General features: G+C 63.3%; 12 protein-coding genes. All 12 read left to right on the forward strand.

Annotated features, from left to right (window positions below):
- Positions 1-29 precede the first annotated feature (29 nt).
- Positions 30-1,241 (forward strand): tryptophan synthase subunit beta, encoded by a 1,212-nt coding sequence (gene trpB / locus E0L37_RS17950; RefSeq protein ID WP_133493045.1) that lies wholly within the window; start codon positions 30-32, stop codon positions 1,239-1,241.
- A gap of 11 nt (positions 1,242-1,252) precedes the next feature.
- Positions 1,253-2,056, forward strand: a complete 804-nt coding sequence (trpA, locus tag E0L37_RS17955) for a tryptophan synthase subunit alpha (protein WP_133493046.1) — start codon at positions 1,253-1,255, stop codon at positions 2,054-2,056.
- Between the two features lie 67 nt (positions 2,057-2,123).
- A complete protein-coding gene (gene accD, locus E0L37_RS17960) occupies positions 2,124-3,008 on the forward strand; it encodes an acetyl-CoA carboxylase, carboxyltransferase subunit beta (RefSeq protein ID WP_133493047.1) in 885 nt (294 codons plus the stop codon).
- Positions 3,005-4,261 (forward strand): folylpolyglutamate synthase/dihydrofolate synthase family protein, encoded by a 1,257-nt coding sequence (locus tag E0L37_RS17965; protein WP_133493048.1) that lies wholly within the window; start codon positions 3,005-3,007, stop codon positions 4,259-4,261. The genes accD and E0L37_RS17965 overlap by 4 nt, the downstream gene beginning before the upstream one ends.
- A gap of 125 nt (positions 4,262-4,386) precedes the next feature.
- A complete protein-coding gene (locus E0L37_RS17970) occupies positions 4,387-5,022 on the forward strand; it encodes an SPOR domain-containing protein (RefSeq protein ID WP_133493049.1) in 636 nt (211 codons plus the stop codon).
- 267 nt (positions 5,023-5,289) lie between these two features.
- Positions 5,290-5,790 (forward strand): CvpA family protein, encoded by a 501-nt coding sequence (locus E0L37_RS17975; RefSeq protein WP_026949739.1) that lies wholly within the window; start codon positions 5,290-5,292, stop codon positions 5,788-5,790.
- Between the two features lie 15 nt (positions 5,791-5,805).
- A complete protein-coding gene (purF, locus tag E0L37_RS17980; RefSeq protein WP_133493050.1) occupies positions 5,806-7,329 on the forward strand; it encodes an amidophosphoribosyltransferase in 1,524 nt (507 codons plus the stop codon).
- A gap of 17 nt (positions 7,330-7,346) precedes the next feature.
- Entirely contained in the window at positions 7,347-8,558 is a 1,212-nt protein-coding gene (locus E0L37_RS17985; RefSeq protein ID WP_133493051.1) for an O-succinylhomoserine sulfhydrylase, read from the forward strand.
- A gap of 341 nt (positions 8,559-8,899) precedes the next feature.
- Entirely contained in the window at positions 8,900-9,808 is a 909-nt protein-coding gene (locus E0L37_RS17990) for a MoxR family ATPase (RefSeq protein ID WP_133493052.1), read from the forward strand.
- Between the two features lie 26 nt (positions 9,809-9,834).
- On the forward strand, positions 9,835-10,779 hold the full coding sequence (locus E0L37_RS17995) for a DUF58 domain-containing protein (protein WP_133493053.1): 945 nt from the start codon (positions 9,835-9,837) through the stop codon (positions 10,777-10,779).
- Positions 10,779-12,803 (forward strand): DUF3488 and transglutaminase-like domain-containing protein, encoded by a 2,025-nt coding sequence (locus E0L37_RS18000; protein WP_133493054.1) that lies wholly within the window; start codon positions 10,779-10,781, stop codon positions 12,801-12,803. The genes E0L37_RS17995 and E0L37_RS18000 overlap by 1 nt, the downstream gene beginning before the upstream one ends.
- A 222-nt stretch (positions 12,804-13,025) precedes the next feature.
- Positions 13,026-13,796, forward strand: a complete 771-nt coding sequence (locus tag E0L37_RS18005; RefSeq protein ID WP_133493055.1) for a TenA family transcriptional regulator — start codon at positions 13,026-13,028, stop codon at positions 13,794-13,796.
- Positions 13,797-13,830: the final 34 nt, after the last annotated feature.

Genomic DNA, 13,830 nt, shown 5'->3' on the forward strand with positions numbered 1-13,830 from the left:
AGTACGCTATCCCAGACGAGGAGCATGAGGTGACTGAACGTCCTGATTACAAGGCATTCCCCGACCAGCGGGGCCACTTCGGGCAATTCGGCGGACGGTTCGTCTCCGAAACCCTGATGGCCGCTTTGGACGAACTGGAAACCATGTACCGGCGTCTCAAGGATGACCCCCAGTTCCAGGCCGATTTCGATTACGACCTGGCCCACTACGTGGGGCGTCCTTCGCCGCTGTATCTGGCGGAACGCTGGAGCGAACAGCTCGGCGGCGCCCGCGTCTGGCTCAAGCGTGAGGATCTCAACCACACCGGCGCCCACAAGGTGAACAACACCATCGGTCAGGCGCTGCTGGCCAGGCACATGGGCAAAAAACGGGTGATCGCGGAAACCGGCGCGGGCCAGCACGGGGTCGCCTCCGCCACCGTGGCCGCCCGGCTGGGGCTGGAATGTCACGTGTTCATGGGCGAGGAAGACATTCGCCGGCAGCGACTCAATGTCTACCGCATGAAACTGCTCGGCGCCGAAGTGATTCCGGTGACCTCCGGTTCGCGCACCCTCAAGGACGCCATGAACGAAGCCATGCGAGACTGGGTCACCAACGTGGACGACACCTTCTACATCATTGGCACCGTGGCCGGGCCGCACCCGTATCCGATGCTGGTGCGGGACTTCCAGTCGGTGATCGGCCGCGAGGCCCGTGAACAGAGTCTCAAGCAGGCCGGCAAGCTGCCGGACGCGCTGGTGGCTTGTGTCGGCGGCGGCTCCAATGCCATTGGCCTGTTCCACCCGTTCCTGGAGGACGAGGGCGTGGCCATGTACGGCGTGGAAGCCGCCGGTGATGGCGTCGACACTGGCCGTCACGCGGCGCCGTTGAACGCCGGGCGTCCCGGTGTGCTGCATGGCAACCGCACCTATTTGATGGAAGACGAGAACGGCCAGATCATCGAGACCCACTCGGTGTCCGCTGGTCTGGATTATCCGGGGGTCGGCCCCGAGCACTCCTGGCTCAAGGACATCGGCCGGGTCAATTACGTGGCCGCCGATGACCAGGAAGCGCTGGCCGCGTTCCGGGAACTGACCCGGGTGGAGGGCATCATGCCGGCGCTGGAATCCGCCCACGCGCTGGCCTATGCGCGCAAGCTGGCGCCCACCATGGGCGCGGATCAGAATCTCATCGTCAATCTGTCCGGACGGGGTGACAAGGATATCCTGACCGTGGCCGACATCGACGGCATCGAGTTTTGAGGGGGAATGCCATGAGCCGTATTCAAGCCTGTTTCGAACAACTGAACACCGATGGCCGCAAGGCGTTGATCCCCTTTATCACCGCCGGTGATCCGAACCGGGACGTGACCGTGCCGGTGATGCACGCGATGGTGGCGGCTGGCGCCGACATCATCGAGCTCGGGGTGCCGTTCTCCGATCCCATGGCCGATGGCCCGGTGATCCAAAAAGCCTGTGAGCGGGCACTTGAAGCGGGCACCAGCCTGCATGACGTGCTCGCCATGGTCACCGAGTTCCGTCGCCAGAACGAGGATACTCCGGTGGTGCTGATGGGCTATCTGAACCCGGTGGAAGCGATGGGTTACGAGACCTTCGCCGACGCCTGCGTCAGCGCCGGCGTGGATGGAGTGCTGTTGGTGGACCTGCCACCGGAGGAATGCGAACAGGTGGTGCCGCGGTTTCGCCAGCGCGGTGTCGATCTGATCTTCCTGGTGGCGCCGACCACCACCGATGAACGCATTCGCCGTATCGGCGAGGCGGCCAGCGGTTATCTTTATTATGTCTCCCTGAAGGGCGTTACCGGTGCCGCCTCTCTCAATGTGGAGGAAGTGGCGGCGCGGGTTGAAACAATTCGCAACCTTGCCCAATTGCCCATTGGGGTAGGCTTTGGTATCAAAGACGCGGCATCGGCCCAAGCCGTCAGCCGGGTCGCCGATGGCGTGGTGGTGGGCAGCGCGCTGGTCAACCAGATTGCCGCCAACGCCGGGCAAACCGATGCCATCGCACCGGCGGTGTCGGCGGTGCTGGCCGAGATGCGCTCCGCCATGGACGAATAAGCCGGTGCCGTATTCGCTTGGTGACAAGCGGGTCCCATAAAGCGGGTCAAACACAAGGGTCTAGGTAATGAGCAACAACTGGCTGGAAAAGATTCTGCCCGCGGTTCGTCGGCCGCAGGAAAACCGTCGCAACAGCGTGCCGGAAGGTCTGTGGCGAAAATGCCCACGCTGTGACAGCGCCTTGTACCGGCCGGAACTGGAGCGCAACCTGGATGTGTGCCCCAAGTGCGAACACCATATGCGTATTGGGGCCCGCAAACGCCTGAAGCTGTTCCTGGATGAAGGCGTCACCTCCGAGATCGGTGCCGAACTGGCGCCGGAGGACCGGCTCAAGTTCAAGGATTCCAAGAAGTACAAGGACCGCCTCACCGGCGCGCAGAAGGACACCGGCGAAAAAGACGCTCTGGTGGCTTTGAAGGGCAAACTGCACGGCCTGCCGCTGGTGGCCTGCGCCTTTGAATTCCGCTTCATGGGCGGGTCCATGGGCTCGGTGGTGGGCGAGCGTTTCGTGCGCGCGGTGGAAGTGTGCCTGGAACAGCGACTGCCGCTGGTGTGCTTCTCCGCCAGTGGCGGCGCGCGCATGCAGGAAGGTCTGTTTTCCCTGATGCAGATGGCCAAGACCTCGGCCGCTCTGGAACGCTTGCGCGAAGCCGGGCTGCCGTTCATCTCGGTACTCACCGATCCGGTTTATGGCGGCGTTTCCGCGTCCCTGGCCATGCTGGGCGATATCAACGTGGCCGAGCCCAACGCTCTGATCGGCTTCGCCGGCCCGCGGGTGATCGAGCAGACCGTGCGGCAAAAGCTGCCGGAAGGCTTCCAGCGCAGTGAGTTCCTGCTTGAGCATGGCGCCATCGACATGATCGTGCCGCGTCTGCAAATGCGCGACACTCTGCATCGTCTTCTCGCCAGCATGACCGGAGCACCGGCGCCCCTGCCTCTGTCCGACGAATGAGCGATCCGCAGTCTTGGCTCGAACGCATCGAGCGGCTCCACCCCAGCGAAATCGAGCTGGGGCTGGAGCGTTTGCGTCGTGTCGCCGGAGACCTGGGCGTAGGCACTCTGCCGATGCCGGTAATCACCGTGGCCGGTACCAACGGCAAGGGTTCGGTGGTGCGCCTGCTGACCGCCATGGCGGAGGCCGCCGGGCTGCGCTGCTGTGTTTATACCTCCCCCCATTTGCTGCGTTTCAACGAACGTATCCGGCTCCCCGACGGCCCCGCCTCGGACCGGGCGCTTTGTCAGGCGTTCGAAGCGGTGGAGCGGGGGCGTGGCGATACCGCGCTGACTTATTTCGAGTTCACCACCCTGGCTGGTTTGTGGCTGTTCCAGCGTAGTGACGCGGATTTGTGCATCCTTGAAGTTGGACTGGGTGGGCGCTTGGACGCGGTCAATCTGATCGACGCCGACGTGTCGGTGGTGACTTCGGTGGGGCTGGACCATCTGGATTGGCTCGGTGACAGCCGCGAGGCGATTCTGCGGGAAAAAATCGGCATCGGCCGGGCCGGCCGGCCACTGGTTTACGGTGAATTGGCGGCGCCCTCGAATCTGGACTCGGAACTGGCGGCGCTGGCGGCCTTGCCGCTCAGGGCGGGGCGGGAGTTCACGCTGGGCGACGGGGAAGTGACCGTGCGTGACGGCGACGGGCAACGCCGCTACCGGATACCGGAGCCGGCGCGTCTGGGCAATGACAACCTGGCCACCGCGATCCAGGCACTGGCCGCGGCGGGTCTGGCACCGGCCCCGCCTGTTCCGGCCCGGGTGGTGGACACCGGCCTGACCGGTCGTTGCGACCAGCGCCGTTTCCAAGGCATCGAGTGCATTCTCGATGTCGGCCACAACCTGGAAGCACTGACCCGACTGCGGCGGCGGTTGCCGTCCTGTACCGGCCGCCGCCGGCTGGTGCTGGGCATGATGGCGGACAAACCGGTGGAGCAGGTCGTGGCCCTGTTCGCCAGCGAGCCGCTGGAATGGTATCTGTGCCGGCCGGATCTGCCTCGCGCCGCCACCGTGGAAAGGTTGGCGTCGGCGCTATCGGAAACCACCTCACGGGACGGAGCGGTCCATCTTTGCGGCAGTGTCGCCGAAGCACTGGAAGCGGCGGTGAATGACAGCAATACTGGCGATCAGGTGGTGATCGTGGGATCCTTCTACACTGTGGCTGAAGCCCTGACGGTGATTGAAGCGGCGCCCGCGCCGCGCCGCTAGAACCGCTGGCGTGCCGGAGCGCTGGAATAGCCCGGCGGCTCCGGGCCGCCCCCTCCGGGGCTGGCCCGCCCGAGCCCGCGACCACCTGATGCTGGACCTTTAATTCGCGCAAGGAGCCTTCGTACGTGCACCCCCGCACCCGCCATCGCTTGATTGGCCTGTTGTTGCTGCTTCTGCTGGCGGCGATTCTCGCTCCGCTGGTATTGCGATCCCCGGACCAGGTCCGGGTGGCGCTGGACATGACCCTGCCGGAGGCGCCGATGCTGGAAACCACCGAGCTGGAACCGGTCATCGACGAACAGGAGCAGGAAAGCCTGGAGCGGGAAATCGAAGCGGATCAACAGGCCGTGGCTGACGCTGGCCAGGCGGAGCTGGAGACTCCCTTACCCGAAGAACGGGACGACAAGGCCGAGGCGGCGTCCGGCGATCAGGTCGAACCCCGCCCTGAACCTCAGCCGGACCCCGAACCGGAGCCGGAACCCAAGCCCGCCCCGGCTCAGAACGGCACCCTGCCGAAATCGGGTTTTACCGTGCAAGTTGCCAGCTTCAGTGATCAGGCCAACGCCGATGCCCTGGTGGAACGGCTGCGCGAGGCGGGCTACAACGCCTATTTCCGCACCCAGGAACAGGACGGCAACCGCTGGCAGCGGGTGTTCGTGGGGCCGGAAATCCAGCGCAAGGACGCCGAGGCGATGAAACAACGCCTGCGCGATGACAAACGCTTCGCCCTCGATGGCCTGGTGCGTACCTTCGTGCCTTAGTGATCTCTACAACCGCTGTGGGAGATGGCTTGCCAGCGAATGGAATACGTTCGGGCGTTTGGACTATTCGCGGCCAAGGCCGCTTCCCGCAGCGGCTTTGTAGTTCCCTCCGTGGGAAGCTGGCCGGGCGGCGCTCCGCTTGCCAGCGAATATGCCCCTATACACATAGGCTCCGACGATGACGTTCATTCACGTTCATCCATGGGCAAGCGCGGGACGCTCTGGTAAACTTTGCCGCCTGTTCCGCCCACGCCCCATCTCATGACTCTGAATCTGGCAGACGGCATCATCCTGTTCATCATCGCTGTGTCGGCCTTGATCAGCCTCCGCCGCGGTTTCACCCGGGAAGCCTTTTCTCTGCTGACGTGGGTGGCCGCCTTCGTGGTGGCGCGGTTGTTCAGCCCGGCGCTGGATGCGCTGCTGGTGGATCAGATCGAGACCCCCAGCCTGCGTTTGGCGGTGGCGTTTGGTGTGCTGTTCGTCCTGACACTGGTGATCGGCGCGCTGATCAATCATTTGCTCGGCGAGTTGGTCCGGGTCACCGGCCTGAGCGGGACCGACCGGCTACTGGGCATGGTATTCGGCGCCATTCGCGGCGTCCTGCTGGTGGTGGTGCTGGTCGCACTGGGCCGCCAGCTTTTCATCGAGGATCCCTGGTGGCAGGCGTCGGTACTGGTACCGCATTTCGTCATGCTGGAGAACTGGACCCGCCAGGTGGCCGGGGATCTGCTCACTTATCTCATCAACATCAGCGCAAGCTCCAGCTAGCTCGAGGATAAGCAAATGTGCGGCATTGTTGGCATCGTGGGCCACTCCCATGTGAACCAGGCGATCTACGACGCCTTGACGGTCCTGCAACACCGTGGACAGGATGCCGCGGGCATCGTCACCTGTGACGGCGACAGGCTGTTTTTGCGCAAGGACAACGGCATGGTGCGGGACGTGTTCCGCAACCGCCATATGCGCCGACTGGTCGGCAACATGGGCATCGGCCATGTGCGTTACCCCACCGCTGGCAGCTCCAGCTCCGCCGAGGCACAGCCGTTTTATGTGAACTCGCCTTATGGCATCACGCTGGCGCATAACGGCAACCTGACCAATTCCGAGGCGCTGGCCGAACACATCTTCCGCGCCGATCTGCGCCACATCAACACCACCTCCGATTCCGAAGTGCTGCTCAACGTGTTCGCCCACGAGCTGCAACTGCGCGGCAAGTTGCAGCCGGAGCCGGACGACATCTTCGACGCGGTGGCGGCGGTGCATCGCCGGGTGGAGGGCGCCTACGCGGTGGTCGCCATGATTACCGGCTACGGTATTCTCGCGTTCCGTGACCCGCACGGTATCCGCCCGGTGTGCTTCGGCAAGAAGGACACCGAGCAAGGGCCGGAATACATGGTGGCTTCCGAATCGGTGGCGTTGTCTTCCCTGGGCTTCCATCTGGAGCGGGATCTGGAACCCGGTGAAGCGGTTTACATCACCGCCGACGGTCAGCTGCATACCCGCCAGTGCGCCGACAATCCGCAACTGAGCCCGTGTATTTTCGAGCACGTTTATCTGGCCCGTCCGGATTCCATCATGGACGACATTTCCGTGTACAAGGCGCGTCTGCGCATGGGCGAAAAGCTGGCGGAGAAAGTCGAGCGGGAATGGCCGGATCATGACATCGACGTGGTCATCCCGATTCCCGACACCAGCCGCACCTCCGCCCTGCAAATGGCCAACCGGCTCAACGTGAAATACCGGGAAGGTTTCATCAAGAACCGCTACATCGGCCGTACCTTCATCATGCCGGGCCAGCAGATGCGGCGGAAATCCGTGCGCCAGAAACTGAATGCCATCGAGCTGGAATTTTCCGGCAAGAACGTGCTGCTGGTGGACGACTCCATCGTGCGCGGCACCACCTGTCACGAGATTATCCAGATGGCGCGCGAAGCCGGTGCCCGCAAGGTCTACTTCGCTTCCGCCGCGCCGGCGGTGCAGTATCCGAATGTGTACGGCATCGACATGCCCGCCGCCGATGAACTGATCGCCCACGACCGCAGCGTCGAGGAAGTTTGCCGGATCATCGGCGCCGACCGTCTGATCTATCAGGATCTGGACGACCTGGTGTCCGCCTGCAAGGAAGGCAATTCACGGGTCAAGGAATTCGATTGTTCCGTGTTCAACGGCGTTTATTTAGCCGGTAACATCGACCAGGGTTATCTCCAGAATCTGGAGCAACGCCGCAATGACCTGGCCAAATCCGCTCGCGAACAGGCCCGGGCCCTGGCGGAAAACGAAGTCATCGACCTGCACAACTCCAATTGAGGTGAACCGAGTACATCATGAGCGATTTTTCTGATCCAAACGAACTGCATACCGATACACTGGCGATTCGCTGGGCGCAGTTACGTACCGATCAGATGTCGCACTCGGAGCCGCTGTTTCTTACCTCCAGCTTTGTCTATGACAGCGCCGCCCAGGCGGCGGCGCGGTTCTCCGGCGAGGAGCCGGGCAACGTTTACACCCGCTTCACCAATCCCACCGTGGCGGCGTTCGAACAGCGCCTGGCCGCCATGGAAAGAGCGGAGAAGGGCGTGGCCCTGGCTTCCGGCATGGCCGCCATCAGCAGCACGTTCTTCGCGCTGCTGGCCCCGGGCGATCACATCGTCAGCTCCCGCAGTGTGTTCGGCACCACCAATGTGGTGTTCGACCGCTACCTGAAGAAATTCCAGGTCGAGACCACCATGGTGGACCTGGCGGACCTGGAGCAATGGCGTGCCGCGATCCGCCCGGAAACCAAGGTGCTGTTCCTGGAGACGCCGTCCAACCCGCTTTCCGAAGTCGGTGATATTCCGGCCCTGGCCAAATTGGCCCACGACAACGGCGCCATTCTTATCGTCGATAACTGTTTCTGCACGCCGGCCTTGCAAAAGCCACTGGCGCTCGGCGCGGATCTGGTGATCCACAGTGCCACCAAGTATCTGGACGGCCAGGGGCGCTGCCTGGGTGGCGCCGTGGTGGGCCCTGCTGATCTGGTGGATCAGGTTCATGGCTTCGTCCGCTCCGCCGGACCGAGCATGAGCCCGTTCAACGCCTGGGTATTTCTCAAGGGGTTGGAGACCCTGGGCATCCGCATGCAGGCCCATTCCCGCAATACGCTGGAGCTGGCCGAATGGCTGGAACAGCAGCCGGGCATCGCGCGCGTGCACTACGCCGGACTCAAATCCCACCCGCAGCATGAACTGGCGGCGCGTCAGCAGAGCGGCTTTGGCGCGGTACTGGCGATTGAAGTGGAAGACAGCGACGGCAACCGGGACCGCCAGGCCGCCTGGCGTTTCATCGACGGCACCCGGCTGATCTCGATCACCGCCAACCTCGGCGATACCAAATCCACCATCACCCATCCGGGCAGCACCACCCACGGGCGGGTGGCGGAAGAAGACAAACAACGGGCCGGCATCACGGAAAACCTGATCCGTATTGCGGTAGGCTTGGAGGATGTGGCGGACCTGAAAGCGGATCTGTCCTTGGGGCTGAAAATGCTTGGGTTCTAGAAGAAAGCCATCGTGGTCCGTGGACCACTGGTGTCCCACAGATGTGGAACAGGCGGCTTACACGCAACACGCTGGCACGCCTACACGCTGATTCGCTGCCAAGGCAGCTTCCCACAGAGGACGCTACGGAGCCGCTGTGGGAAGCTGCCTTGGCAGCGAATACAGCGCGATTTCATATCTCCAAGACCAATAGACTGGCCACGGCCATGGATTCCTCGGTCAAACCTTAGAACCATCAAAATTTGTGGGACAGCAATGGTCCGTGGACCGCTCCCGGTATTTTAACGTGCTCCTGATTTGGGGGGAGCGCCATTTTAAGAAACAACCACAAGGCCGTACCCATGCAGGCACTGGAAAAAGCCCTGGCCCAGGTGGGCCGGGTGGTATTGGGGAAACCGGAACAAATCAAACTGGCCCTGGCCTGCATGCTTGCCGGCGGCCATCTGTTGATCGAAGACCTGCCCGGCATGGGCAAGACCACGCTGGCTCAGGCTCTGGCGCGGGTCTTCCGGCTGGATTACCGGCGGGTTCAGTTCACCAGTGACATGCTGCCGGCGGACATTCTCGGGGTGTCCGTATTCGACCCGGACAGCCGTGAATTCACCCTCCGGGAAGGGCCGGTATTCACACAACTGCTGCTGGCCGACGAGATCAACCGTGCCACGCCCAAAACCCAGGGGGCGTTGCTGGAGGCCATGGAAGAGCAGCAGGTATCGCTCGATGGTCTGACCCGGCCGCTGCCTGACCCCTTCTTTGTCGTGGCCACGCAGAACCCGGTGACCCAGGCCGGCACCTTCGTCCTGCCGGAATCCCAACTGGACCGCTTTTTGATGCGCATTTCGCTGGGCTATCCGTCACCGGAAGTGGAGCGGGATCTGCTCGCCGGCGGCGACCAGCGTGATCGGGTAAGGCAACTGGAGTCGGTGATCGAGCCGTCGGGGCTGCGCAAACTCTGCCGCTTCGTCGATCAGTTGCGCGCCACCCGGGAGCTGATCGACTACGTGCAACGCTTGCTGGAGGCCACCCGCGCCGACAGCCGGTTTGTCGCCGGTCTTTCACCCCGTGCCGGTTTGGGGTTGCTGCGCGCCGCCCGTGCCTGGGCGTTGCTGCATGGCCGTGACTATGTGCTGCCGGAAGATGTGCAGTCGGTCTGGGCGGCGGTGGCGGAACACCGGCTGCAACCCCGTGAAGGCGGCAACGTGGCGGCGATGACCCAGTCCCTGTTGCAGACCGTGCCGGTGGTGCGCTGACCGGCGTCGAGCGAAGGAGGGCGGCCATGCTAAAACGCGCCTGGCAACACTGGTTGGCCCGACGTCTGCCCCGTGACCATCAGGTGCAACTGAACCAGCGCCGTATCTTCATCCTGCCCAGCGGTTACGGTGTGCTGTATCTGGTGGTGGCGCTGCTGTTGTTTCTCGGCGGTGTCAATTACGAGAACAACCTGATTCTGGCACTGTGCTTCCTGATGGTGTCGTTATTCGTGATGGGCATCCTGCATACTTTCCGCAATCTTTCTGGTTTGACCCTGCGCGCTGGCGCCGCCCGTAATGGCTTTGTCGGCGGGCACGGTGGTCTGGCGGTGGTGCTGGTGTCCCAGGGACAGCCGCACCGCAGTGTATGGCTGAGCTGGCCGGGGCAGGATGCCCAGGAAGTCAGCCTGGAAACCGGAGAAGAGAAAACCGTTTGGTTGAATCTGGCGCTGCCCCGCCGTGGTCCGGTCTGGTCGCACCGGTTGCGGGTGGAAAGCCGTTATCCGTTGGGCCTGTTGCGGGCCTGGTCGTTGGTGGAGCTGGAGCACCATTGTCTGGCCTGGCCCAGACCCCGGGAGGAGGCCGCTTCGCCCTGGGAGGGTAGCGGTGGTACCGGTGGTGTCGGCCGCCATGGCAGCGAAGCTTTCCAGGGGTTGCGTGCCTACGTGCTGGGGGATTCGCTGCGCCAGGTGGACTGGAAAGGTTACGCACGTGGACGCGGCATGAACACCAAGCTGTTTGATGCCGAGGAGGGCGAACGGCTCTGGCTTGGCTACGAGCGCCTGGAAGGCCTGCCCGAGGAGCAGCGCCTGGCGTTGCTATGCCATTGGGTGTTGCTGTTGAGCGAGGCCGGCCAACCCTTTGGTTTGCGTCTGCCCGGCGTGATGCTGGCGCCGGGCGGTGGTGATGAACATCGGCTGCGGGCTCTGGATTTGCTGGCACTGCACGGCAGCGAAGGAGGGCCGCGCTGATGGCCCGCCTGTATCAGGTGCCCAGCCATGCCCGGCCCTGGCTGACCGCCGCCATTCTCGCCATTTCCTTGCCGCAATTGCTGCGTGGACCGCTCTGGCAGGTGCTGTTGTTGGCGGTGATCCTGTTGTGGCGGGCGCTGATGGATCGTCAGCGGGCGCCGCTGCCGGGCCGGTGGATACGGCTGTTGCTGTTGCTCGGCACGGTGGGCGGCATTCATCTGAGTTTCGGTCGCTTGATCGGACCGGAAGCGGGCACCGCTTTGATCACCAGTTTGTTCGCGCTGAAGTATCTGGAGCTGGTGGGGCGTCGCGACGCCTATGTGTTGATCATCATCGGCTATTTCGTCTGCGCCACCATCCTGCTTTTCCAGCAGGGGTTCTTCGTTTTTCTTTACGTCTGTCTGTGTCTGTTGCTCCTTACCGCCAGTCTGGTGGGGATCCACTACAACGATTCCCAGGCGCGCGCACGTCAGCATCTGGGCAAGGCGGCGGTGCTATTGTTGCAGGCAGCGCCGTTGGCGGTGGTACTGTTCGTGCTGGTGCCGAGGCTGCCACCGTTATGGAACGTGCATACCGATCAGGGACAGGCGCGCACCGGCATGAGCGACACGATGGCGCCGGGGCAGGTCAGTAATCTGGCCGAGTCCAGCGCCATCGCCTTTCGTGTGCAGTTCGATGGCGAGATACCGCCATACCGGCAACGCTATTGGCGTGGCCTCACTTACAGCTGGTTTGATGGCCGTACCTGGAGCCAGGCTCGGCCGGACGATTGGGGCGACGAACTGACCTTCTACAGTGGCCGGGGAGAACCGCCGTTGTGGTACCGGGATCTGCTGGAGCGGGCCGCCGATCGCCCTTACTGGGGCTACCAGGTGATCATGGCGCCGAGCCAGCGACGCTGGCTGTACGCGCTCAATACTCCGGTGCCGGAGTTCGATGGTCTGGTGCTGGCCCGTGACCGGCACCTGGTGGCCACCGAGCCGGTCACGGGTAACTTCCGCTATCGGGTACGTAGCTATACGGGGGTACCACTGACCGAACCGCTGGCGCCGGATCAGCGTGCGTTGATGTTGAGTTTGCCGGAACAGGGTTTCCCGCGCGCCCGCGAACTGGCCGGCCAATGGCGTCGGCAATATCAGCACGATAGTGCCCTGGTGAGCGCCGCCTTGAGCTGGTTTCGCAACGAGCCGTTTCATTACACCCTCAGCCCGCCCGCCGTCGGCCCGGATGTGGTGGATGGTTTTCTGTTCAATACCCGTCGGGGGTTTTGCGAGCACTACGCCAGCAGTTTCGTGGTGCTGATGCGCGCCGCCGGCATTCCCGCCCGTGTGGTGGGAGGTTATCAGGGCGGCGAAGCCAACCCCATGGGGCGGCACCTGCTGATTCGTCAGTACGATGCCCACGCCTGGGCGGAGGTGTGGCTGCCCGGACGCGGCTGGGTGGAAGTGGATCCGACCGCGGCGGTGGCGCCGGAACGGGTGGAACTGGGCTTGCGGGGCTCGCTCAGCCAGGCCGGCGCCGCGCGTATTCCCGGTGATGGCATCGGACGTTTGCCGGTGTTGTTTCAATTGCGGCAATGGGCGGACCTGCTTGAATTCCGCTGGCAGAGCTGGGTGCTGGGCTATGACCTGGAGCGTCAGAATCAATGGCTGTCCCGTTGGCTTGGCGCGGTGACGCCCTGGCGGCTCGCGTTGCTATTGCTGACCCTGGCGGCACTGCTGGTGCTGGCCACGGCGCTGATCATGTTCCGGGGGCGCGGCCCCCGCTCCGCCACGCCGCTGACCCGTGAATACCGGCGGCTGGCTCGCGGGCTGAGCAAGCGTGGCGTGCGGGGAGCGGAACGTTTGTCCGCGGCCCAACTGTGCGAGCGGCTCGAGCGCCGCTGGCCGGCGGCGGAAGCGGCGGCCCTGGCCTGGCGGGAGACCTTCGAACGGATGGCCTATCAGCAGGACTCGGCGCCTTCCATCGCCGCGTTGCGAACTTTGCGCCGGCAACGGCGGCGGTTGCTGAGGGCATGTCGTTGACTCTTGTGAGGTAGTGAGCCTGGACGCCGATTCGCTGGCAAGCCAGCTTCCCACAGCGGCTTCGTGTCCCTTCCGTGGGAAGCTGGCTTGCCAGCGAATGCAGCGCGAATTCTTGATTCCGGAATCCAGCCATGCGGCCCTGGCGTCCACTGGCACAACCACCAAGAGCGCAGTAGGCTTTATCCCTTGATGATCACGGGAACGATCAAAAAAGGGGAGACTATGTCCGTCGCGCGTTATAAGGAAGCTCTGCAACTGACCGATCACGAACCCTGGGCACAACGCTTTTGGGAGGCGCTGGTGCCGTACAAGGACCGGGTGGCTGAGCATCCGTTGTTCGTGGAAATGGGGGAGGGAACTTTGACGCCGGAGCGGTTTCGCGACGCGCTGCTGCACTTCTACCCCTTGGTGGAAAATTTCCCCAAGTACATGGGCCTGGCATTGGCCAAAACCCGGCCGGGCATTTTCCCCGGTCATGAAGAAAGCAAGAACTGGCTGATCGGCAACATCAAGGTGGAACAGCGGCACGCCTATTGGTATCAGGACTGGGCCGCCGGCTTCGGCATCGATCAATCGATCCTGGAGAACACCGTGCCGCCCGCCGCCATGGACGCGGTGAACCATTACCTGTGGTCCGTTGGCGAGCGCGGTACGCTGGAAGAAAGCATTGCCGCCACCAACCTGGCCATCGAGTGGGCCACCGGCGAATGGAGCCAGCGCGTGGTGACTGGCATGACCCGCTACGCGGAGCAGGGGGTGGCGGAGATCAACCGGCACACCCTGGCGTGGTTGCGCGCCCATGCCAGCTATGACGACGCCCATCCCCATGAAGCCATGGAACTGATCAAACGGGTGGCGATGGAACCGGAATCCCGCCGCCGCGCCTTTACCGCCGCCCGCCGTGGACTGGAATACTACCTGCTGGCGCTGGACGATTGTTATCGGATCGGCGGGAAAAGAGCGGAAGAGAAAACACCGGAATTCAATGAATAATTAATAGGGAACGGTGAATAGTTAACAGCAAAAA

Origin of the sequence: Alcanivorax sp. 24 (genome assembly GCF_004360225.1) — a bacterium.
Taxonomy (GTDB): domain Bacteria; phylum Pseudomonadota; class Gammaproteobacteria; order Pseudomonadales; family Alcanivoracaceae; genus Alloalcanivorax; species Alloalcanivorax xiamenensis.